Annotated in this window: 18 protein-coding genes; 8 read left to right on the top strand and 10 right to left on the bottom strand. The window is 70.2% G+C overall.

Going from position 1 to position 22,088, the window contains the following annotated elements:
• Positions 1 to 267: 267 nt before the first annotated feature.
• The 6 genes from pgl to tkt form a co-directional block, all read right to left on the bottom strand.
• Positions 268 to 1,059: a 6-phosphogluconolactonase gene (gene pgl / locus D9R02_RS03520; RefSeq protein WP_053069376.1), complete on the bottom strand. Its 792-nt coding sequence runs from the start codon at positions 1,057 to 1,059 to the stop codon at positions 268 to 270.
• Positions 1,056 to 2,171 (bottom strand): glucose-6-phosphate dehydrogenase assembly protein OpcA, encoded by a 1,116-nt coding sequence (locus D9R02_RS03515; RefSeq protein WP_438819411.1) that lies wholly within the window; start codon positions 2,169 to 2,171, stop codon positions 1,056 to 1,058. Before D9R02_RS03515 ends, pgl begins: the two co-directional genes overlap by 4 nt.
• Positions 2,168 to 3,706: a glucose-6-phosphate dehydrogenase gene (gene zwf, locus D9R02_RS03510; RefSeq protein ID WP_102613269.1), complete on the bottom strand. Its 1,539-nt coding sequence runs from the start codon at positions 3,704 to 3,706 to the stop codon at positions 2,168 to 2,170. Before zwf ends, D9R02_RS03515 begins: the two co-directional genes overlap by 4 nt.
• A 36-nt stretch (positions 3,707 to 3,742) precedes the next feature.
• Complete coding sequence (locus D9R02_RS03505) at positions 3,743 to 5,347, bottom strand: glucose-6-phosphate isomerase (RefSeq protein ID WP_102613270.1); 1,605 nt, start codon at positions 5,345 to 5,347, stop codon at positions 3,743 to 3,745.
• A 124-nt stretch (positions 5,348 to 5,471) separates the two neighbouring features.
• On the bottom strand, positions 5,472 to 6,578 hold the full coding sequence (gene tal, locus D9R02_RS03500; protein ID WP_019309170.1) for a transaldolase: 1,107 nt from the start codon (positions 6,576 to 6,578) through the stop codon (positions 5,472 to 5,474).
• 85 nt (positions 6,579 to 6,663) lie between these two features.
• Positions 6,664 to 8,775 carry a transketolase gene (tkt, locus tag D9R02_RS03495; protein WP_121566347.1) on the bottom strand — a complete coding sequence of 704 codons (2,112 nt, stop codon included), beginning with the start codon at positions 8,773 to 8,775 and terminating at the stop codon, positions 6,664 to 6,666.
• A gap of 414 nt (positions 8,776 to 9,189) precedes the next feature.
• Between tkt and D9R02_RS03490 the strand changes: the two genes are divergently transcribed.
• Together D9R02_RS03490 and D9R02_RS03485 are read left to right on the top strand one after the other, a co-directional pair.
• Entirely contained in the window at positions 9,190 to 10,086 is an 897-nt protein-coding gene (locus D9R02_RS03490; RefSeq protein ID WP_047978267.1) for a heme o synthase, read from the top strand.
• Positions 10,087 to 10,199: 113 nt separating this feature from the next.
• The gene (locus tag D9R02_RS03485) at positions 10,200 to 11,117 is read left to right on the top strand and encodes a dihydrodipicolinate synthase family protein (protein ID WP_039101197.1); all 918 of its coding nucleotides are present in this window, start codon (positions 10,200 to 10,202) and stop codon (positions 11,115 to 11,117) included.
• Between the two features lie 236 nt (positions 11,118 to 11,353).
• Here D9R02_RS03485 and D9R02_RS03480 read toward each other — a convergent pair whose 3' ends face one another.
• The 3 genes from D9R02_RS03480 to D9R02_RS03470 form a co-directional block, all read right to left on the bottom strand.
• Positions 11,354 to 12,376 carry a COX15/CtaA family protein gene (locus D9R02_RS03480; RefSeq protein ID WP_047978249.1) on the bottom strand — a complete coding sequence of 341 codons (1,023 nt, stop codon included), beginning with the start codon at positions 12,374 to 12,376 and terminating at the stop codon, positions 11,354 to 11,356.
• A gap of 92 nt (positions 12,377 to 12,468) precedes the next feature.
• Positions 12,469 to 13,266, bottom strand: a complete 798-nt coding sequence (locus D9R02_RS03475) for an ABC transporter permease (RefSeq protein ID WP_101888349.1) — start codon at positions 13,264 to 13,266, stop codon at positions 12,469 to 12,471.
• Positions 13,263 to 14,261, bottom strand: a complete 999-nt coding sequence (locus D9R02_RS03470) for an ABC transporter ATP-binding protein (RefSeq protein ID WP_101888350.1) — start codon at positions 14,259 to 14,261, stop codon at positions 13,263 to 13,265. The genes D9R02_RS03475 and D9R02_RS03470 overlap by 4 nt, the downstream gene beginning before the upstream one ends.
• A gap of 236 nt (positions 14,262 to 14,497) precedes the next feature.
• Here D9R02_RS03470 and D9R02_RS03465 point away from each other — a divergent pair, with 236 nt between their 5' ends.
• The 6 genes from D9R02_RS03465 (at position 14,498) to D9R02_RS03440 (ending at position 20,797) form a co-directional block, all read left to right on the top strand.
• On the top strand, positions 14,498 to 15,262 hold the full coding sequence (locus D9R02_RS03465) for a helix-turn-helix transcriptional regulator (RefSeq protein ID WP_059281216.1): 765 nt from the start codon (positions 14,498 to 14,500) through the stop codon (positions 15,260 to 15,262).
• Positions 15,259 to 16,734, top strand: coding sequence for a Fe-S cluster assembly protein SufB (gene sufB / locus D9R02_RS03460; protein ID WP_039101192.1), 1,476 nt, complete (start codon positions 15,259 to 15,261; stop codon positions 16,732 to 16,734). Before D9R02_RS03465 ends, sufB begins: the two co-directional genes overlap by 4 nt.
• Position 16,735: 1 nt before the next feature.
• Positions 16,736 to 18,037: a Fe-S cluster assembly protein SufD gene (gene sufD, locus D9R02_RS03455; RefSeq protein ID WP_223246065.1), complete on the top strand. Its 1,302-nt coding sequence runs from the start codon at positions 16,736 to 16,738 to the stop codon at positions 18,035 to 18,037.
• A gap of 91 nt (positions 18,038 to 18,128) precedes the next feature.
• A complete protein-coding gene (sufC, locus tag D9R02_RS03450) occupies positions 18,129 to 18,893 on the top strand; it encodes a Fe-S cluster assembly ATPase SufC (RefSeq protein ID WP_047978246.1) in 765 nt (254 codons plus the stop codon).
• A gap of 32 nt (positions 18,894 to 18,925) precedes the next feature.
• Positions 18,926 to 19,285, top strand: a complete 360-nt coding sequence (locus tag D9R02_RS03445) for a metal-sulfur cluster assembly factor (RefSeq protein ID WP_019309181.1) — start codon at positions 18,926 to 18,928, stop codon at positions 19,283 to 19,285.
• 270 nt (positions 19,286 to 19,555) lie between these two features.
• Positions 19,556 to 20,797, top strand: a complete 1,242-nt coding sequence (locus tag D9R02_RS03440; protein WP_101888351.1) for an alpha-hydroxy acid oxidase — start codon at positions 19,556 to 19,558, stop codon at positions 20,795 to 20,797.
• A gap of 12 nt (positions 20,798 to 20,809) precedes the next feature.
• Here the strand turns inward: D9R02_RS03440 and ypfJ are convergent, their stop codons facing one another.
• A complete protein-coding gene (gene ypfJ / locus D9R02_RS03435; protein ID WP_039101188.1) occupies positions 20,810 to 21,718 on the bottom strand; it encodes a KPN_02809 family neutral zinc metallopeptidase in 909 nt (302 codons plus the stop codon).
• Between the last annotated feature and the right edge of the window lie 370 nt (positions 21,719 to 22,088).

Below are 22,088 nucleotides of genomic sequence, written 5' to 3'. Positions count from 1 at the left end.
GGCGCCCCGGGGTGGAACGACCCGGCAACGCGGTCGAGATGGACGCACTCGTGACGAAGGTCCGGACCTGAGGTCCGGGCCTTCGTCGTGCTCGGGGGTTCTGCCCCACACGGCCCGGGTGTCAGGACTGGCGCAGCACGGACTGCACCGCGCTGTGTTCCGCACGGCCGGGGAGTGAGGACGTGGGGGGACACGGACTGCGGGTGACGAGCTGCGGCGGTGCACCGGCCTGGCGGCCGCCGCCCGTCGTCGGAGCCGCCTGCACCGTCAGCCGATGTCCTCCGCAGGATCCTGCGGGACACCTGGCAGCGCGTCCTCCGTCACCAGCCACAGGGTCTCGTGCATGCCCCGCACGGCGCTCCCGGGCGCGGCCACCGGCGAGGTCTCACGGCGGATGTGCGCGAGCGCGTCCGCCTTGGCGGCACCGGAGACGAGGAGCCACACACGGTCCGCCGAGTTGATGGTGGCCAACGACATGGTCACCCGCTCGGGCGGGGGCTTGGGGGAGTCCCTCACGGCGAACACCGGTTCGTCGTGGCGCAGCACGTCCTGCCGCCCGGGGAACAGGGATGCCACGTGGGTGTCCGGACCCAGGCTCAGCAGCGCGATGTCGACGTGCGGCAACCCGGTGAGCGAGTCCTCCGCGGCGGCTGCCGCCGCCAGCTCGTCCCGGTAGTCTGCGGCCGCGGCGTCCACCGTGTCGATCTCGTCCGCACCGGCCACCGGGTGGACACGGTCCCACGTCAGCGCGAGGGACTCGTTCCACGCGTCGGCGGCCTGCACGCCGTTGCGCTCGGGATCGGCGCCCGGCAGGAAACGCTCGTCCGACCACCACACGTTCACGCGCGACCAGTCGACGAGCTGGGCGTCCGGGTGCGTGGCAACCTCCCGGATCACCCGGGTGCCCATGCCTCCGCCCGTCAGGGCGATCGTTGCCTCACCCCGTTCGTCCTGGGCCCGTTCCAGCACCTCCAGGATCCGACGGGCGGTGTCCTCGGCCAGACGGTCGTCGTCCGCGTGGGGCACGAGCCGGGGGACTGGCCGGTCGTGCGCGCTCACGGCTTCTCCTCAGGGGATGCGCCGGTGCCCGGTGTCTCGTCCCCGGGGCCCCCGGCGGTGGTGGCCCCCTCCCGCGACGACGCCGGCGCGCCCTCGGTCTCGTCCGGAACCGTGGCAGATTCGCCGGTGTCGTCCGCCTCCGCCATGGCCTCGTCGAGCGGATCCTCCGCGCCGGGCTCGTCCGACGAGCGCGTGGTGATCCGTGCCCTGGACAGGCCCTGGGTGATGACCTCCCCGTAGATCTCGTCCGCGTCCAGGCGGCGCAGCTCCTCGGCCAGGCACGCGTTCAGGTCCCGGACGGGCATGGCGATCTGCTGCTGCGGCTGACCCGGCTGGGTCAGGACGGCCACGGTGCGACCCGGTCGGTCGAGCTCCACGGGCCCGTGCTCGGTGACCAGGCACACCCGGTCGAGGGCACGGCGGGCGTCGTCGCTCACGATCGTGGCGGGCGCGTCCAGCCGGCACGAGAGCCACACACCGAGCAGCACCATGGACGGGGCCACCGCGGCGCCCTCGAGGATGATCTCCCGCACGTCCACGGGGCCCACCTGGTCGAGCACGGCGGCGAGCTGGACGCGCCAGTTGGTGATGCGCGTCCACGCGAGATCCGTGTCCCCGGGGGTGTACTGCCGGGACAGCTGCTCGAGCGACTCGAACGGCTCATCGGCCCGGGACGAGTCCGTGATGCGGCGGTGGGCGATCCGCCCGATCGAGCTGCCGCTCGGGTTCGCCGGGAAGTCGTGCGGCCACCACGCGACGATCGGGGCGTCGGGCAGCAGCAGGGCGGAGACCAGGGTCTCCGTGGGCTCCGCGAGCTCGCCGTAGCCGTGCATGAGGATGACCTCCGAGGCACCGGCGTCACCGCCCATGCGCAGCTGGGCGTCCAACCGGGTCTCGTCCGAGGAGGAGTGCGCCACGTGCACGATGATCCGGCAGGGGTGCTCGTGGCTCGCGTAGTTGGCCGCCTCGATGGCCATCTCCGAGTGCCCCGCCTGCGCCAGGATCACGAGGGTGAGCACGCGCCCGAGGGTCACCACGCCGTTCTCGTCCCGCAGCTCGTTGAGCTTCTTCTCGATGCTCGCGGCGGTGGTGTTCTCCATGTCAACTATCACGGTCGCCTCCAGACGCGTCCGTCACGAGCCATGAGCTCGTGCGCCGATGCGGGGCCCCAGGAGCCCGGTTCGTAGGGCTCAGGGGTCACCCGGTGCCCGCTCCAGTACTGCTCGAAGGGGTCCAGGATCTTCCAGGACTGCTCCACCTCCGAGTGGTCGGGGAACAGCGGCGGCTCCCCGAGCAGGACGTCGAAGATCAGCCGTTCGTAGGCCTCGGGGCTCGACTCCGTGAACGCGTGTCCGTAGCCGAAGTCCATGGTCACGTCCCGGATCTCCGACTGCGTGCCGGGGACCTTGGAGCCGAAGCGGATGGTCACGCCCTCGTCCGGCTGGATCCTGATCACGATGGCGTTCTGGCCGAACTCCTCGTGGTCCGTGTCCCGGAACAGCAGGTTGGGGGACTTCTTGAACGCCACGGCGATCTCCGTGACCCGGCGGCCCAGCCGTTTGCCGGCCCGCAGGTAGAAGGGCACCCCGGCCCAGCGGCGATTGTTGATGTCCACGCGCAGGGCAGCGAACGTCTCCGTCCGCGAGTCCGCCGGGATGTCCGACTCCTCGTGGAAGCCCTTGACGAACTCCCCGCCCTGCAGCCCCGAGGTGTACTGGCCCAGGGCCGAGTGCTCGCCGAGGTCCTCGGGCAGCACCACCGACTCCAGCACCTTGGCCTTCTCCCGCCTCAGGTGGCTGGCGCTGAACGAGGCGGGCTCCTCCATGGCGGTCAGGGCGAGCAGCTGGAGCAGGTGGTTCTGGATCACGTCTCGGGCCGCGCCCACGCCGTCGTAGTACCCCGCACGGGAACCGATCCCGATCTCCTCGGCCATGGTGATCTGCACGTGGTCCACGGAACGGGCGTCCCACAGCGGCTCGAACATCTGGTTGGCGAAGCGCAGCGCCAGGATGTTCTGCACCGTCTCCTTGCCCAGGTAGTGGTCGATGCGGAAGACGCTGTCCGCGCGGAACACGCGTTCCACGATCGCGTTGAGCTCGCGCGCGGACTCGAGGTCGTGACCGAACGGCTTCTCGATGACCACACGGCGCCAGCCCGTGCTGTTCTCGCTGTCCGCGAGGTCGCGGTCCGCGAGCTGCTGGCACACCGTCTCGAAGGCCTTGGGGGGGATCGAGAGGTAGAACGCGTGGTTGCCGCGGGTGCCCCGGTCCCGGTCCAGCTCCTCGAGGGTCTGCGCGAGACGGTCGTAGGCGTCGTCGTCGTCGAACTCACCCTGCACGAACCGCAGGCCCGAGGCGAACTGGTTCCACAGGTCCTCGTTGTAGGGCGTGCGCGCGTGCTGCGTGACGTTCTCCTTGACGTACTCCGCGAACTGTGCGTCGTCCCAGTCCCGCCGCCCGAAGCCCACGAGCGAGAACGCCGGGGGCAGCAGGCTGCGGTTCGCGAGGTCGTACATCGCGGGCAGCAGCTTCTTCTTGGCGAGATCGCCGGTCACGCCGAACAGCACGAGGGCCGACGGCGCCGCCACGCGCGTGAGCCGCCGGTCGCGCGGGTCCCGCAGGGGGTTGGGATTCTTGGTGTCAGGCACGGGACTTCCTGTCCGGTCGCTGGTGGGTGGCGGGTGTCAGAGAGCCGACGCCGCCTCGAGCAGCTGGGCCACTCCCGCCGCGCGGTCGGTGAGACGCAGCCGCAGGACAGGGCGGTCGTGCTCGCCCAGCACGGCCGCGTCCCCGTCCGCCTGGGCGCTGATGAGCTCTCCGAACGTGAAGGGGATCCCGGGGATGTCCACGTCCGTGTCGGTGGCCGCCGTGATCTGCAGGTACACGCCCTGGGCGGGCCCACCCTTGTGGTACTGCCCGGTGGAGTGCAGGAAGCGCGGACCCCAGCCGAACGTCACGGGACGGCCGGTGTGCCGCGCCAGCTGGTCACGGATAGCCTCGAGCTGCGTCCACTGCAGGCGGTCGAAGTAGGCCTGCACGCTCACGTAGCCGTCCTCGGGGAGCTGCTCGAGCAGAGCCGTGAGCGCGTCCTGCACGGTTGTGGCGCCGTGGAGCAGGGACTCGTCGCCCCGGATCTCCACGTCCCCGTCCGTGGCCACGGCCGGGGAGGGCTCGGGGGAGGAGGCCAGCAGCTCGCGCGTGGCGGCCTTGGCGGACTCCACGTCCGGCTGGTTGTAGGGGGCGATGCCGAGCAGGCGCCCGGCCACGGCGGTGGCCACCTCGAAGGTCAGCATGAGCCCGCTGAGAGAACCGGCCACGCGCACGCCGTCACCGGAGCCGGTCTCCACGGACTCCTCGTCCACGAGGGACACCACCAGCACGTCCTGCGCACCGGAGGTCAGTTCGGGTGCGGCCTCGTCCACCACCACGGGCAGGACACCGGTGCCCGACTTGCCGGTGGACTCCGCGATCAGCTGCTCGGCCCAGTCCGCGAATCCCACGAACGGTGCGCCCTGGTTCACCAGGACGATCTTGTCGCGCAGCGGATCGGTTCCGCCGAGCGCCGCGCCCAGCTGCAGGCCGATGTTGTTCTCGTCGTCCTCGCGCAGCATCTCCGCGGCCTCCTCGGCGTCGTCGAGCAGCGCGGCGACGTCCACCCCGGCGAGCCCCGAGGGAACCAGCCCAAAGGCGGTGAGCGCGGAGAAGCGGCCGCCCACGTTCGGATCGGCGTTGAAGGTCTTGCGGTAGCCGGCCTCGCGCGAGGCCGAGTCCATGGGGGAGCCCGGGTCGGTGACCACCACGACGCGCGACGGGCCGTCGATGCCGGCCCGTTCGAACGCCTCGAGGAACACGCGGCGGGCGGAGTCCGTCTCCACGGTGGAACCTGACTTCGAGGAGACCACCAGGGCGGTGTGCTCGAGGTCCTGGAGGGCCGTGGAGACCATCTCGGGATCGGTGGAGTCCAGCACGAACAGCTCCACACCGGCGCTGCGCGTGATGACCTCGGGGGCCAGCGAGGAGCCGCCCATGCCGGCGAGCACGAAGCGGGTGACGCCCTCGCGGGCGAAGTCGTCGCGCAGCTCCATGATCTCCGGGATCAGGGGACGGGAGACGGTTGCGGCGTCCGTCCATCCCAGCCGGACCGCAGCCTCCTCCTCTGCCGCGGCACCCCAGAGCGTGGGATCCTGCGCGAAGAGCTTGGAGGCGAAGTTGTCGGCGACGAGACGGGGCACGTGGGTGTCCACGGCGTCGCGCGCGGATCCTGCGGCCTGCAATGACAATGAGCTCACGGGGAGCCTCCTCGGACTGGTCGAGCTGGCGGTGTGGTGGATCGTGGGACCGTCCGCCGCGCCCTGCCGGGGAACCCGACGGGACGCGGCGCACGGGCAGGCCCGGCCGCTGCCGGGCGGGGACTCAGCGGGCGTCGTCGAGCGCGGTGCGCACGGTGGCGAGCAGCTCGTCCCAGGACGCGTCGAACTTCTGGAGACCCTCGGTCTCCAGCTGCTCCACGACCTCCTGGTAGGAGACGCCCAGCGCGCCGATCTCGTCGAGGATCCGGGACGACTCCTCGTACGTGGCGGTCACGGTGTCCGCGGTGACCTCCGCGTGGTCGAACGTGGCGTCCAGGGTCTTCTCCGGCATGGTGTTCACGGTGTTCGGCGCCACCAGCTCGGTCACGTAGAGGGTGTCGGGCAGCTCAGGGTCCTTGACTCCCGTGGAGGCCCACAGCGGGCGCTGCGGGTTGGCGCCCGCGGCCGCGAGACGCTTCCAGCGCTCCGTGTCCAGGGACTGCTCGTAGACCTGGTAGGCGAGGCGGGCGTTGGCGAGCCCCGCCTTCCCCTTCAGTGCCGCAGCTTCACTCGAGCCGACGGCGTCCAGGCGCTTGTCGATCTCCGTGTCCACGCGGGACACGAAGAAGGACGCCACGGAGTGGATGGTGGAGAGGTCCTTGCCGTTCTCGAGAGCCTTCTCCAGCCCCTCCATGTAGGCGTTGATGACGTTGCGGTAGCGCTCGAGCGAGAAGATCAGGGTCACGTTGACCGAGATGCCCTCGGCGATCGTGGCCGCGATCGAGGGCAGGCCCTTCTCCGTGGCCGGGATCTTGATGAGCGCGTTCGGCCGGTCGATCGTCTGCGAGAGCTTCTGGGCCATGGTCGAGGTCGCGTCGGCGTCCTGGGCGAGCCGCGGGTCCACCTCGATGGACACGCGCCCGTCCTGGCCCTGCGTGGCCTCGGCGATCGGGGCGAAGAGGTCGCACGCGTCACGGACGTCGTCGGTGGTGATGCGGAACACGGCGTCGTCCACCGAGGTGCCGGCCGCGGCGAGCTCGGCCACCTGCTCGCGGTAGGACTCGCCGTCGGCGAGGGCCGCCGCGAAGATCGTGGGGTTGGTGGTCACGCCCACCACGTTCTTGGTGTCGATCAGCTCTTGCAGGTTGCCGCTCGTGAGCCGCTGGCGGGAGAGGTCGTCCAGCCAGATGGAGACGCCGGCGTCCGAGAGCTTCTGAGTGGGAGTGGTCATGTCTGTGTCCTCCGGTCGCGTGGGAAATCTGGGGCCGTTGCGGGCGGCGGGTCCGCCGCCCGCAACGGGTGCAGGGGTGTGGGGCTCAGCGCGCGGCGGCGATGGAGTCCAGGGCGGCCTCCGTCACGGCCTCTGCGGTGATGCCGAACTCGCGGTAGAGCGTCTCGTAGTCCGCGGACTCGCCGAAGTGCTCCAGGGAGACGGCCCGCCCGGCATCGCCGAGGAGGTCGTTCCAGGACATCCGGATGCCGGCCTCGACCGTGACCCGGGCCTTGACGCCCGCGGGGACCACGGACTCGCGGTACTGCGCGTCCTGGGCGTCGAACCACTCGCGGCACGGCATGGAGACCACGCGGGCGGACACGCCCTGTGCCTTGAGCTGCTCGCGGGCCGGCAGTGCGAGCTGCACCTCCGAGCCGGTGCCGATCAGCACCACGTCCGGCGTGCCCTCGCTGTCGGCCAGCACGTAGCCGCCGCGCGCCACGCCCTCGGCGGAGGCGAACTTCTCGCCCTCCGCGTCCGGGTGCAGGTCCTCACGGGCCAGCGTGGGCAGGTCCTGGCGCGTGAGCGCGATGCCCGCAGGGTGCTCGTGGCTCTCCAGGATGGTCCGCCACGCCACCGCGGTCTCGTTGGCGTCCGCGGGGCGCACGACGTCGAGTCCCGGGATCGCGCGCAGCGAGGACAGCTGCTCCACGGGCTGGTGCGTGGGTCCGTCCTCGCCCAGACCGATGGAGTCGTGGGTCCAGACGTAGATGGAGGGCACCTTCATGAGCGCACCCAGGCGCACGGCCGGGCGCTGGTAGTCGGAGAAGATGAGGAACGTCCCCGAGAAGGCGCGGGTCTGGCTGCTCATCACGATGCCGTTGACGATCGCCGCCGCCGCGTGCTCACGGATGCCGAAGTGCAGCACCCGGCCGTACGGGGAGCCCGTCCACTTCTCGGTGGAGCGCTTCTCCGGGATGAAGGACGGGGCGGAGTCGATCGTGGTGTTGTTGGAGCCCGCGAGGTCCGCGGAGCCGCCCCACAGCTCGGGGAAGGTGTCCGCGATCGCGTTGATGACCTGCCCGGAGGCCTTGCGGGTGGCCATGGCCTTGCCCGCCGGGAACGTGGGGAACGCCGCGCGGTAGTCCTCGGGCAGCTCCTGGTTCTTGATGCGGTCGTAGAGGGCCGCCTTGTCCGGGTGGGCGCTGCGCCACTGCTCGAAGGACTTCTCCCACTCGGCGCGCTCGGCCTTGCCGCGCTGGGCGACCTCGCGCACGTGGTCCATGATCTCGGGCTCGATCTGGAAGGACTTCTCGGGATCGAAGCCCAGGATCTTCTTGGTCGCGGCGACCTCGTCCGCGCCGAGCGCGGAGCCGTGGATGCCGCCGGTGTTCTGCTTGGTGGGGGAGGGCCAGCCGATGATGGTGCTGAGCGCGATCAGGGACGGCTTGTCCGTGACCTTGGTGGCGGCCACGATCGCGTCGTAGAGGCCCTGGACGTCCTCCTGGTACTGCCCGCCGTTGCGCCAGTCCACGCGGGTGGTGTCCCAGCCGTAGGCCTCGTAGCGGGCCAGCACGTCCTCGTTGAACGCCACGTTGGTGTCGTCCTCGATGGAGATCTTGTTGTCGTCGTAGATCACCACCAGGTTGCCCAGCTCCTGGGTGCCGGCCAGGGACGAGGCCTCGGAGGTGATGCCCTCCTGGAGGTCCCCGTCCGAGGCGATCACGAACACGTGGTGGTCGAACGGGGAGGTGCCCTGGGCGGCGTCGGCGTCGAAGAGCCCGCGCGTGTAGCGCTGGGCGTACGCGAAGCCCACGGAGGAGGCGAGCCCCTGGCCCAGCGGTCCGGTGGTGATCTCCACGCCCGTGGTGTGCCGGTACTCGGGATGGCCCGGGACCTTGGAGCCCCACGTGCGCAGCGACTCCAGGTCCGACATCTCCAGGCCGTAGCCCGAGAAGAAGAGCTGCAGGTAGAGCGTCAGCGAGGTGTGCCCGGGGGAGAGGATGAACCGGTCGCGCCCGGTCCAGCGGTCGTCCGAGGGGTCGTGGCGCATGACCTTCTGGAACAGCAGGTAGGCCACGGGTGCCAGGGACATGGCCGTGCCGGGGTGGCCGTTGCCGACCTTCTGCACGGCGTCCGCCGCGAGGACACGCGCGGTGTCCACGGCGCGGGCATCCTGTTCGGTCCAGTTCAGCGGTTGATCGAGGTTCGGCACGGTGGCGCGCCCCTTTCCTGTGGGGATGTGCGATGCGAACCGCCGCCCGACCGGCCGCAAGGCCTCCGGGTGCCGCGGAACGCGAGTTCCGCGCTCAACCTTAGTCCCGAGAGGCCGTGCCCGTCAGGGACGTACGCTGTGAGCGCGAACGGCCACCGGGCACCGGGTCGGGCGCCATCCGGGTGTCAATCCCGGCGGCTATACTGTTGACCGGGTGTCCCCGCGCGCAGTGCCGCGCCGGGCACCGCAGGACTCCCGCCCGTGCGGGCCGCACACGTTCTTTGGAGCATCGATTCCGTGAATCACCTCGATACCGCGACGCACCCGGATTCCTCGGGATCCCCCGCGACGCAAGGACACGGAGTGACCGGGACCCGCATCGGGGAGGTCGCCCCGGTGGGGTACCAGGGCCCGATGACCGCGCGCCGCAAGCTCAAGGCGTACGTGGCGCTTACCAAGCCCCGGATCATCGAGCTGCTCCTCGTGGCCACCGTGCCCACCATGTTCTTCGCGCAGCAGGGCGTGCCCGACTTCTGGCTCGTGCTCAACACGCTGGTCGGAGGCACCCTCGCGGCGGGTGCCGCGGGAGCCTTCAACTGCTACATCGACCGCAACGAGGACCGTCTCATGCGGCGCACGGCCAAGCGCCCCCTGGTCACCGGGGAGGTCAGCGACCGAGAAGCCCTGGTGTTCGCGTGGCTGCTGTCCGCGGTGGCCGTGGCCTGGCTGACCCTCGGGGTGAGCGTGCTGTGCGGTGTGCTGGGCGTGGTGGCCATCGCCCTCTACGCCGTCTTTTACTCGATCATCCTCAAGCGCCGCACCGCGCAGAACATCGTGTGGGGCGGGATCGCCGGGTGCATGCCCGTGCTGATCGGCTGGGCCGCGGTGCGCGGCACGCTCGAGTGGCCCGCGTTCGTGCTCTTCGCGTTCATCTTCCTGTGGACCCCGCCGCACTACTGGCCACTGTCCATGAAGTACGCGGAGGACTACTCCCGCGCGGGGGTTCCCATGCTCGGCGCGGTGGACTCCGCGCGGACCGTGGGTGCGCAGGTGGTGCTGTACGCGTGGGCCACCGTGATCTGCTCGCTGCTGCTGATCCCCGTGGGCGGTGCGGGCTGGGTCTACGGGATCATCGCGCTGCTCTCCGGCGCGTGGTTCACCTACCACTGCCACAAGCTCTACGGTCTGGCCCGGGCCGGGCGGCCCACGCTCAAGCAGGCCATGTACGTCTTCCACGGCTCGATCGCCTACATCACGTTCGTGTTCGTGGGCGTGGCCCTGGATCCGTTCCTCGGCGGTCCCATTCTCTGACCGGCGTGTCCGGTCCGTCCCATCCTGGGCATCCCGTCCACCGGCCGTCTCGCCGTGCCCGGGGACGACGCCGCTCGGCCGGCTCGGTCGCGGTGCTCGCCTAAACTGGGCCCATGCTCTCGATGGACTTCTCCGGTGTGATCGCCTACCCCGTGACTCCGCTGCATCCCGGCGGAGCCCTGGACCTGGACTCCTTGGAGAGCAGCATCGCCCGGCTGGCACGCAGCGGTGTGGACGGGATCGTGGTGCTCGGCACCTCGGGACTGTTCGCCTACCTCGACGCCGCCGAGCGGTCCGAGGTGGTGCGCACCGCCGTCCGCGCGGCCTCCGGCTCGGGAACCCCCGTGGGAGTCGGCATCTCGGCCATCACCACGCGTGAGGTCCTCCAGCACGCCTACGCCGCGGAGAACAACGGCGCGGACGGGCTCGTGCTGAGCCCCGTGAGCTACATCCCGCTGGTGTCGCAGGAGATCGCGGACCAGGTGGAGACGGTGTCCTCGGCGGTGTCGCTGCCCGTGTGCCTCTACAACAACCCCTCCACCACCGGGTTCACGTACCCGGTGGAGCTCGCGGCGGAGCTGTCCTGGCTGGACACCGTGGTGGCGTTCAAGGACACGGCGAGCTCCGGGCGGCTGTTCCACTCACGCCAGCTGCTGTTCGCCCAGCAGGCGGAACCCGGCACGGTCCACGGTGTGAGCCGGGACCAGCTGATCGTGGAGGAGTACCCACCGGCGGCGTGGCACAGCGGGATGGCCGCCCTGCTGGCTCCGGAGTTCGTGGAGTTCCACCGAGCGGTGAGAGAGGGCCGCGCGGAGGATGCGGCGGCCTGGAGCTCCGCGCTGCGCCCCCTCATGCAGCTCATGGGGCACGAACGTCCCCTGTCCGTGCTGTACGCCCTCGCGGAGGTCTGCGGCGTGCGCACGAGCGCACCGCGGCGTCCGCTGCTGCCCATTCCCTCGAGCGGCAAGCGCGCACTCGCGGACGCCGTGGCACAGCTGCGCGGCCGGCCCGCGGCGCCGTCGGATGCCTGAGCGACTGCGCCACGGGACGTCGTCGGAATCCTGACCATCTGCGGCACGGGTCGTTATTGGGGGTGTGAGCACCAGCGACTGGGCGTGTCGTCGGCGGGATGAGCACCCGCGTGGCCGCGAGCCTGAGGTCCAGCTGCGCCGGGCAGCGTCGGGAGCCCGTGCACCAGCGGCACAGGACGGAAAAACGTCTGCCCCCGGGATGACCGGGGGCAGACGGCGTACGGGGAGGCTCGCGGTCAGCGCACCGGCTGTGCGGGCGCGGAGGCGGGTGAAGCCTCGCCCAGGTCCACGGGCGCCGCGTGCTCGTGGTGGTCGTCCGCGAGGTAGAAGCTGATGGAGACCACGCGGGTGGCCGCCCAGATCAGCACTGCCGAGAGCACCATGTGCAGGGACACGGCGGCCTCCGGAACGCCGTTGAAGTACTGGTAGTAGCCCACGGCGCCCTGGGCCATGATCACCAGGATCATGATGGCGTACGCGTTGCGCAGCACACGGGGCAGGGACTTCACCGTGGTCACCACGATGCCCGTCACGGCCGTGAGGGTGAGCAGGTAGACGGGGACCGCGTGGGCGCGGGCGATGACCACGGAGTCGAAGGCCAGCCGCGCGCTGTCCTGGTCCCCGGCGTGGGGGCCGGTGCCGGTCACCAGGGTGCCGAGGTAGAGCACCACGGCCGCGATAACGCCCGTGGCGACCGCGAGGCCGCGCACCAGGGTGGTGTGGCCGTGCAGCTGGCCGGGGCGCTGGTCGTGGGCCACTCGCGAGAGGCCCTCGCGCCGGGTGTTGAGCACCAGCAGCGTGGACAGCGCGATCATGATGGCTGAGAGGAAGTAGTGCGCACCCACGAGCAGCGGGTGCAGCTCCAGGTGCACCAGCACGCCGCCCACCACGGCCTGCACGGGGATTCCGAGCAGCAGGAGCAGCGCCAGCCGGAACAGCTTGGGGTGCTCTTCGCGCAGCTTCAGCACGGACAGGAACGTCAGGACCGCCACCACGGTGAGTACGAACGTGAGCAGGCGGTTGCCGAACTCGATGATCCCGTGCACACCCATCTCCGCCGTGTTCGTCCAGGAGTCGGGCGTGCAGCGGGGCCACGTGGGGCACCCCAGGCCGGAACCGGTCAGCCGGACGAGGCCGCCCGTGAAGATCAGCAGCGCGTTGGCCACCAGGGACGCCACCGCGAGGAAGCGCACCCAGGGGGTCACGGTGCTGGGCCACCAGAACGAATCGACGGCGGTGCGGGGAGCGGTGTCAGACATGGCGGGGCATCCAGGGGCAGAGGGGACGGGTCCCCCTCAGTGTAGCGATCCCGCCGTGGGAGCATCCTGGACGGGACCGCGCGCTCAGGGGGTCAGACCCACTTGAACCACCGCGCGGTGGCCGCCCAGCTCGCCACCGCCCATGCGGCGAGGACCAGCAGGGGAGCGGCACTCACCCGGCCGTGCAGGAAGCACTCCCGCAGCACCTCACCCGCGGCCGAGGAGGGCAGCCAGGACACGATCCCGGCGAGCCAGCCGGGCAGCGCGGACGCGGGGAAGAGCACACCACCGCCCGCGGCGAGCGCCACCCACACCACGTTGAGCACCGCCAGGGTGGCCTCGGCGCGCAGGGTTCCGGCGATCAGCAGGCCCAGCCCGGTGAACGCCACGGCGACCAGCACGAGCAGGGGGAGGGAGCCAAGCACGGTGGCCACGGTGGGGTGCCAGCCCAGCCAGAGGGCCACGGCCGCCACGATCACGTACTGCACGGCGAGCACGGCCAGCACGGCGAGCAGCTTGCCCGCGATCAGACCGGAGCGTCCCAGGGGAGTGGTCGAGAGCTGGCGCAGCACCCCGTAGCGGCGGTCGAAGCCGGTCTGGATGCCCTGCCCCGAGAAGGCGCTGGAGAGCACGCACAGCACCAGGATGCCGGGCACGGCCACGTCCGCACGGGAGGCCCCGTCCACGCGGTAGGGGTCCAGCAGGTCGGTCATGGTGAGAGCCACGAGTGCCATGACGGGCAGGATCACGAGCAGCAGCAGCTGCTCCCCGTTGCGCAGCATCGTGGTGGCCTCGAAGCGCGCCTGGGACACCACGCGCCGGGGCAGGGACGCGGCACGACGCCGCTCGTGCGGGTGGGGTGCCGAGGTGACGGCGTCTGCGGGGGTCACCGGGCATCCCTCCCGGCCACGTCCAGGAACACGTCTTCGAGGGAACGGGGTTGCACGCTCAGCGCCTCCGGCAGGGTGTCGTTGCGGGTGGCCCACGCGGTCAGCTCACGGACGCGGGCGGCGTCGAGCGGGCCGGTGAGGGTGACGGTGCGGTCCTTGACGACCCAGCGGACGTCGTCGTAGCCGGGGCGGCGCCAGGGCGGGTCCGCGCGCAGCACGGGACGCTGCTCCGGCGTGACGGTGATGGTCATGACCAGGGACGAGTCCCGGCCGGTGCGCACGAGGTCCGCCACGGTGCCCTGGGCGGCCACCGCGCCGTGGTCCACGATGTACACGTAGTCGGCGAGCCGGGCGGCGTCGTCCATGAGGTGCGTGGTGAGGATGATGCAGGTTCCCTGGTCCCGCAGGCGCTGGACCACGTCGAACACGAGCTGGCGCGAGCGCGGGTCCAGCCCGGCGGACGGCTCGTCCAGGAACAGCACGTCCGGGCGGCCCACGAGCGCCGCCGCGAGCGCCACGCGCTGGCGCTGGCCGCCGGAGAGCCGACGGACGGGCGTGTGGAGGAAGGACCGGATGCCGAGGCGCTCCACCAGCTCGGTCACGGGGACCGGGTCCGCGTAGAGGTTGCTGAGGTGGCGCAGCAGCTCTGCGGGTCGCACGGCCTGCGGGAGCCCGCCGTCCTGGAGCATGACGCCCACGCGGGCGCGCAGCTCCGGGGAGGCCCGCCAGGGGTCCTGGCCGAGCAGGCGGACCGTGCCCGAGGTGGGCTGCTGGAGGCCCTGGGCGCACTGCAGCGTGGTGGTCTTGCCCGCGCCGTTGGCCCCGAGCAGGGCCGTGACGCGCCCGGCGTGGGCCGCCATGCTGAGACCGCGGACCGCGCGGACGGGCTCACCGCGCCCGGGGAACGTCTTGACCAGGTCGCTGATGTGCAGGGCCGCGGTCCCCGGATCGGGGGCGGCAGCGGGGACTGAGGAAAATTCTGGGGGCGTCTGCACCCGGACAGTCTAGGACGGCCCGTGCCATGACGCCCGGTGGGGGACTCCCGCCCGCGCCTCCGTGGGCGCCTCCCCGGGGCGTGCTCCGGGCGTTTGTCGGGGAATGGATTACCGCATACCCTCGTTATGTATTGCGTGCCTCACCGGTGAACCCAGTTCCCGTGGGGCCCGGGCCGCACGGAGCTGCACCGGCTCGGCCACCTCCCCGACTCGCCGCGAAGGATGTTGCACCCAGCATGAGTTCACCGGCCACGGACCGCACGAGCGCGGTGCGCACGGACCAGGATGACACCACCCGCTCGCGGGTGCTCTCGCTGGTGCTCGCCCACGGGCCCATCTCCGCCGCGCAGATCGCCAAGGACCTCGGCCTCACGCCCGCCGCCGTCCGGCGTCACCTGGACGCCCTGGAGTCCGAGCAGTTCGTGGAGGTTTCCATGGTGCGCAGCACCGCCTCGGGAGCTGGTCGGCCGGCGCGTCGCTACGTGGTGGCACCGGGCGGGCACGAGCAGCTGGCGCAGGACTACCGGGGGCTTGCCAGCCGTGCGCTGGCCACCATGGCCCGGGTGGGTGGTGAGGATCTCGTGCACGGGTTCGTGACCGAGGAGGTCGAGCGGTGGCGTGAGCGCTACCGGCCCAGCGTGGAGGCCGCGGGTCCGGACGTGGAGGACCGCCTCAACGCGCTGACCGCCGCCATGAGCCACGACGGCTTCGTGGCGTCCCACACCACGGTCACCCCCCGTGGTCCCAAGGGCGTGACTCTGCGCTCCGCCCAGCTGTGCCAGGGCCACTGCCCCATCCAGGACATCGCGAACGAGTACCCCGAGTTCTGCGAGCAGGAGACCGCCATGATCGCCGAGCTGCTGGACGTCGACGTCCGCAGGCTCTCCACCATGGCCGCGGGCGCCCACGTCTGCACCACACACGTCCCGCTGCAGCTGCGCGCGGCGGGTTCCAAGAACTCCACCAACCACACAACCGCACGACAGGGAGGGTTGTCATGACCGAGCGCATCGAACCCGCGGACACCGCGGGCACCATGACAGGCGACACCACGATTTCCGAGATCCTGGAGATGAACCCGGAGCTCGAGGGGATCGGCCAGTACCAGTACGGCTGGGCCGACAAGAACGACGCCGGCGCCTCGGCGCGCCGCGGCGTGAACGAAGAGGTGGTCCGGGACATCTCGGCCAAGAAGAGCGAGCCGGACTGGATGACGCAGCTGCGTCTGAAGGGCCTGAAGTTCTTCGACCGCAAGCCCATGCCCACGTGGGGCGCGGACCTGTCGGGCATCGACTTCGACAACATCAAGTACTTCGTGCGCTCCACGGAGCAGCAGGCGGGCTCCTGGGAGGAGCTGCCCGAGGACATCCGCAACACGTACGAGAAGCTCGGCATCCCCGAGGCTGAGCGCAACCGCCTGGTGGCCGGTGTGGCCGCGCAGTACGAGTCCGAGGTGGTCTACCACCAGATCCGCGAGGACCTCGAGGCCCAGGGCGTGATCTTCATGGACACGGACACCGCCCTGAAGGAGCACCCCGAGTTCTTCGAGGAGTACTTCGGCACCGTGATCCCCGTGGGCGACAACAAGTTCGCCGCGCTGAACACGGCCGTGTGGTCCGGCGGCTCGTTCGTGTACGTCCCCAAGGGTGTGCACGTGGACATCCCGCTGCAGGCGTACTTCCGCATCAACACCGAGAACATGGGCCAGTTCGAGCGCACGCTGATCATCGCGGACGAGGACTCCTACGTCCACTACATCGAGGGCTGCACCGCGCCGATCTACAAGACCGACTCGCTGCACTCCGCCGTGGTGGAGATCATCTGCAAGAAGAACGCCCGGGTGCGCTACACGACCATCCAGAACTGGTCCAACAACGTGTACAACCTGGTGACCAAGCGCGCCATCGCCCACGAGGGCGCCACCATGGAGTGGGTGGACGGCAACATCGGCTCCAAGGTCACCCAGAAGTACCCCGCGGTCTACATGACCGGCGAGCACGCGCGCGGTGAGACCCTGTCCATCGCCTTCGCGGGCGAGGGCCAGCACCAGGACACCGGGTCCAAGATGGTGCACATCGCCCCGAACACGTCCTCGTCGATCGTGTCGAAGTCGGTGGCCCGCAACGGCGGCCGCTCCGCCTACCGCGGCCTCGTGCAGGTGCGCGAGGGCGCCACGCACTCCAAGTCCAACGTGGTGTGCGACGCCCTGCTGGTGGACACGATCTCCCGCTCGGACACGTACCCCTACGTGGACATCCGCGAGGACGACGTCACCATGGGCCACGAGGCCACTGTTTCCCGCGTGTCCGAGGAGCAGCTGTTCTACCTCATGCAGCGCGGCATGCCCGAGGAGGAGGCCATGGCCATGATCGTGCGCGGCTTCGTGGAGCCGATCGCGCGTGAGCTGCCCATGGAGTACGCGCTCGAGCTCAACCGTCTCATCGAACTGCAAATGGAAGGATCCGTTGGCTGATATGTCCACCACTGATCAGACCGCCCGTGCCGCACAGGACGCCGACGAGCAGGTGAACGGAGTGCCCACCGGCGAGGACCGCGTCGCCATCCCGGGCATGAGCCAGGAGGGCGAGACCCTGCAGGAGGGCCGCAATCAGGCCGGTGAGCCCGAGATCCGCCACACCCAGCACGGGGACATCTCCGGCGTGCCGGACTCCTCCCGCGCGGGCCGCACCACGTCCTACGACGTGGCCGACTTCCCGCCGCTGAGCAGCAAGCTCGAGGACTGGCGCTTCACGCCCATCAAGCGGCTGCGCGGGCTCGACGACGCCGCCCTGCAGGGCCCCGCGCCCGCCGTCTCCGTCTCGGGGGACGACGCCGTGCAGATCACCTCCGTGGGCCGCGACGACTCCCGCGTGGGCTCGGCCGGCATCCCGGAGGACCGGGTCTCGGCGAACGCGTGGTCCTCGTTCCGCGAGGCCACCGTGATCTCCGTGCCGCGCGACGCCCAGGTGGCGGAGCCCGTGATCGTGACGCTCACCGGTGAGTCCGAGGAACCCGCGGCCCAGCACATCGTGGTGGACGCCGGGGCGAACTCCAAGGCGCTCGTGGTGCTGCGCCACGTGGGCACCGCCGTGCTGGCCCAGAACATCGAGTTCTCGGTGGCGGACGGCGCCAACCTCACCGTGGTCTCGCTGCAGGAGTGGACGGACGACTCCGTGCACGCGTCCTCGCAGCAGGCCAAGCTGGGCCGCGACGCCACGTTCAAGCATGTGCTCGTGAGCCTGGGCGGTGACCTGGTGCGCGTCACCCCGTCCACCCGCTTCACCGCTCCCGGCGGCGACGTGGAGATGTACGGCCTCACGTTCGTGGACGACGGCCAGCACCTGGAGTCCCGGCTGTTCGTGGACCACTCCGTGCCGCGCTGCCGGTCGCGCGTGAACTACAAGTCCGCGCTGCAGGGTGAGAACGCCCACGGCGTGTGGGTGGGCGACGTCCTGATCCGCGCCGAGGCCGAGGGCACGGACACCTACGAGCTCAACCGCAACCTGATCCTCAACGACGGTCCGCGCATGGACTCCGTGCCGAACCTGGAGATCGAGACCGGCCTGATCGCCGGTGCAGGTCACGCCTCCACCACGGGGCAGCTGGACGACGAGCACCTCTACTACCTGATGTCCCGCGGCATCCCGGAGGACCAGGCACGCCGCCTGGTGGTCCGCGGATTCCTGTTCGAGATCATCCAGCAGGTGGGCGTGGAGGCCCTCGAGGAGCAGCTGCGCGCGTCCCTGGAGGACGAGCTCGCCCGCACCGAGAGCTGAGACCCCGGCCCAGCGCCGTCGTCAGACCCGAGAATTCCGCACCGCGCCCGAGAGCGGGCCGGTGCCCACGAGACCCAAGGAGAAACACCGCATGTCAACTCTGGAGATCAAGGACCTCCACGCGTCCGTCATCCTGGACGACGAGAGCACCAAGCCCATCCTCAAGGGCGTGAATCTGACCATCAACTCCGGTGAGGTGCACGCGATCATGGGCCCCAACGGCTCGGGCAAGTCCACGCTGGCGTCCACGATCGCCGGCCACCCCAAGTACCAGGTGGACTCCGGCTCCGTGACCCTGGACGGGCAGGACGTGCTGGAGATGTCCGTGGACGAGCGCGCCCGCGCCGGCCTCTTCCTGGCCATGCAGTACCCGGTGGAGATCCCCGGCGTGACCACCTCCAACTTCCTGCGCTCCGCGAAGACCGCGATCGACGGCGAGGCACCCTCCCTGCGCACGTGGACCAAGGACGTCCGCACCGCCATGGACAAGCTGAAGATCGACAACGACATGCTCCTGCGCAACGTCAACGAGGGCTTCTCCGGCGGCGAGAAGAAGCGCCACGAGATCCTGCAGCTGGAGATCCTCAAGCCGAAGATCGCCCTGCTGGACGAGACGGACTCCGGCCTGGACGTGGACGCGCTGAAGATCGTGTCCGAGGGTGTGAACCGCGCCCTGTCCGAGGACAACACGGGCATCATGCTGATCACGCACTACACGCGCATCCTGCGCTACATCAAGCCGCAGTTCGTGCACGTGTTCTCCGACGGCCGCGTGGTGGACCAGGGCGGTCCGGAGCTCGCGGAGCAGCTGGAGAACGAGGGCTACGACCGCTACGTTCAGGCCGCTGCCAAGTAGGCACCGGCGCACCACTTCCTGAGGAGGTCGCCATGAGCGAATCCACCGGCACCGCCGCGGCGGAGACCACCGGGCCCAACGGCCAGGCCTCGGTCGAGGAGATCACGGACCTGCTGAAGAACGTGATCGACCCCGAGCTGGGCGTGAACATCGTGGACCTGGGCCTGCTCTACGGCCTGGAGTACCAGGACGATGCCTCCCTGCGCCTGGACATGACGCTCACCACGGCGGCGTGCCCGCTGCAGGACGTCATCGAGGAGCAGGTCTCCCAGAACCTCTCGCCCGCCGTGGACGAGTGGCACGTGAACTGGATCTGGATGCCCCCGTGGGGTCCGGAGCGGATCACGGAGGACGGCCGGGACCAGATGAGGGCCCTGGGCTTCAACATCTGATCCCACCGGGTCCGCCACGCGCGGGCCACGGTGGGCACCGTTCTGGAGACGGGGCACGGGAAGGGCACGATCCGCAGGGGTCGTGCCCTTCCTGCTGTCCGCGCGCGCCGCAGACGCCCTCCGGGGTCCATGCAGCATCCGGCCGCGACGGCTCTGCGGTCCGGGCGTCGCGGCACGTGGGCGGACCGGGGGCGAACGTGGGGGAGCCTGTGCACCCGGGTCCGGTGCCCCTGATAGTTTCGAGCAAGAATTCGCGACCGGGAGGACCCCATGGAACGCCATCTGCCGCAACTGTCCGAACTCACACCGCTCATGAAGTTCGGCTCCTTCAATCCGGACCGGCGCGCCGCGAGGCTCGCGAAGGCCGCGGACGTGGAGGCGCTGCGGCGGATCGCGCGGCGTCGTACGCCCCGCCCGGCCTTCGACTACGTGGACGGCGCGGCCGGGCAGGAGATCACCCACCGGCGCAACCGGGAGGCGTTCGAGTCCGTGGAGCTGCTGCCGCGGATCCTGCACGGCACGGACACCGCAGACCTGAGCACGGAGATCGCCGGTGTCCGCAGCGCCCTGCCGTTCGGGATCGCCCCCACGGGATTCACCCGCTTCATGCACTCGGAGGGTGAGATCGGGGGAGTCCGCGCCGCCCAGCGTGCCGGCATCCCGTTCTCCCTGTCCACCATGGGCACCCGCTCCATCGAGGAGGTCCGGGACGCCGCTCCGGATGCGCAGCGGTGGTTCCAGCTCTACCTCTGGCGTGAGCACGATGCGTCCCTGGACCTGCTGCGGCGCGCCAAGGCCGCGGGCACGACCACGCTGCTGGTCACGGTGGACACACCCGTGCCCGGTCAGCGGCTGCGGGACACCCGCAACGGCATGACCATCCCGCCCAGGATCACGCCGAAGACCGTTCTGGACGCCTCCTACCGCCCGGAGTGGTGGTTCAACTTCCTGACCACGGACTCGCTGAAGTTCGCCTCGCTCTCGGACACCTCCGGTGCCCTGGCGGAGCTGATCTCCACGATGTTCGACCCCGGACTGAACCTGGAGCACCTCGCGTGGATCCGGGAGAACTGGGACGGGCAGCTGTTCGTCAAGGGCATCCTCACGCGCGAGGATGCCCGGCGCGCCCTGAGCATTGGCGCGGACGGGCTGGTGGTCTCCAACCACGGCGGGCGTCAGCTGGACCGCGCACCGGTTTCCCTCACCGCGCTGCCGGAGATCCGCGACGAGGTGGGTCCGGACGTTCCCCTGGTCCTGGACTCCGGGGTGATGTCCGGCGCGGACGTGGTGACGGCCCTGTGCGCGGGCGCGGACTTCGTGCTGATCGGCCGCGCCTACCTCTACGGCCTCATGGCCGGGGGAGAGCAGGGGGTGTCACGGGTCATTGAGCTGCTCGAGGAGCAGATCCGCACCACCATGCTGCTCATGGGCGCCGGATCGGTGGCGGAGCTGGGCCCGCACGCCATGCGGGCCCCGTGGCTGCCGCGCGCGGAGGACGCGCGGCGCCACTGACTGCCACGGGCGTCAGGCCAGGGCGTCCGGGTGGTCCAGGTCCTCGGCGGAGAACGTGCTGCACGCGCGGATGTCGCCGGTCTGGTAGCCGCTCAGGAACCAGGCCTGGCGCTGGGCGGACGTCCCGTGCGTGAAGGACTCCGGGTTGGCCCGCCCCTGGGCGGCCTCCTGGATCCTGTCGTCGCCGATCGCGCCGGCCGCCTCGATCGCGTCCGAGAGCTGGGCGCGCGTGATGGGCTGCAGCTGCACCGCTCCGCCCGGCTCCACGGCGTGGTGGGCCCACAGGCCGCCGTAGCAGTCCGCCTGCAGCTCGGTCCGCACGGCCGCGGACGTGGCACCGTGGGGATCGCGCTGGGCGCGCCCCAGGGTTCCCTGCAGGTTCTGCACGTGGTGCCCCACCTCGTGGGCCATCACGTACTCCTGGGCCAGGGCGTCCGCGTCCGCACCGAAGTCCGTGCGCAGCTGCTCGAAGAACCCGGTGTCCAGGTACACGGTCTGGTCCGGCGGGCAGTAGAACGGACCCGTGGCGGAGGACGCCTGCCCGCAGGACGTGCCCGCCGAGCCCGCGAAGAGCATGACCTCGGGCAGCACGTACCGCTCACCCGTGGCCTGCGGGTAGTACTCGCCCCAGAACTGGTCCAGGGACTGCACGGTGGCCACCATGCGGCACTGGGGGTCGGAGTTCGCGTCCGCTCCGGTGCGGCAGCGATCCTCCAGCCCGGAGTCGACCTGCTGCGTCCCTGTGGTCTGCGCCTGGGTGCCGCCCGTCACGGCGTCGATCCCGTCCTGGCCGAAGAACAGTCCCGCGAGCAGCAGCAGGACGACGCCGCCCAGCCCGCCTCCCACGGCGATGCCGCGTCCGCCACCACCGCCGGTGCGGACCCGTCCGGCGTCCAGCTGTGAGTTGTCGTTGAAGCTCATGAGGGAAGCATAGAGCTTGGAAAGTTCATATGGGTGCACGGGGCATGGGACGAAAGTCAGTGCCGTAGCTGCGCACACGGGGGTTCAGGGGGTGGGGCATGATGGGCCCTTGGGTAATGTTTCGGAAGCGAAAGCTTCTGACCGACCCTACTTGTTTTGATGTAGCATCATGGCAAAACCGCAACGATATTGAAGAATCAGAAGGGCTGAATTGAATATTATCAAGAAGGGTTTCGGGGTTGGTTGTTTCGGATTTCACTGGAAAGAAGAGATCGAAAATAAAAGTGCCAAAGACTGGGCTACTGATATTCAAGGTGCGCTCAATAGGCTAAACAATGTTTACCAAGTCAAGATTAATTGTTCTCAGTTC

This window comes from Kocuria rhizophila (genome assembly GCF_003667225.1).
Classification (GTDB): domain Bacteria; phylum Actinomycetota; class Actinomycetes; order Actinomycetales; family Micrococcaceae; genus Kocuria; species Kocuria rhizophila.
The sequence above is the reverse complement of the archived record's forward strand: the minus strand, read 5'-3'. Positions and strand labels throughout refer to the sequence as shown.

Coding starts and splice junctions, on each gene's coding strand:
- sufD (WP_223246065.1), top strand. CDS start 16,736: ATGTCCACCACTGATCAGACCGCCCGTGCCGCACAGGACGCCGACGAG.
- ypfJ (WP_039101188.1), bottom strand. CDS start 21,718: ATGAGCTTCAACGACAACTCACAGCTGGACGCCGGACGGGTCCGCACC.
- D9R02_RS03440 (WP_101888351.1), top strand. CDS start 19,556: ATGGAACGCCATCTGCCGCAACTGTCCGAACTCACACCGCTCATGAAG.
- sufB (WP_039101192.1), top strand. CDS start 15,259: ATGACCGAGCGCATCGAACCCGCGGACACCGCGGGCACCATGACAGGC.
- tal (WP_019309170.1), bottom strand. CDS start 6,578: ATGACCACTCCCACTCAGAAGCTCTCGGACGCCGGCGTCTCCATCTGG.
- D9R02_RS03465 (WP_059281216.1), top strand. CDS start 14,498: ATGAGTTCACCGGCCACGGACCGCACGAGCGCGGTGCGCACGGACCAG.
- sufC (WP_047978246.1), top strand. CDS start 18,129: ATGTCAACTCTGGAGATCAAGGACCTCCACGCGTCCGTCATCCTGGAC.
- D9R02_RS03490 (WP_047978267.1), top strand. CDS start 9,190: ATGACCGCGCGCCGCAAGCTCAAGGCGTACGTGGCGCTTACCAAGCCC.
- D9R02_RS03480 (WP_047978249.1), bottom strand. CDS start 12,376: ATGTCTGACACCGCTCCCCGCACCGCCGTCGATTCGTTCTGGTGGCCC.
- D9R02_RS03445 (WP_019309181.1), top strand. CDS start 18,926: ATGAGCGAATCCACCGGCACCGCCGCGGCGGAGACCACCGGGCCCAAC.
- D9R02_RS03485 (WP_039101197.1), top strand. CDS start 10,200: ATGCTCTCGATGGACTTCTCCGGTGTGATCGCCTACCCCGTGACTCCG.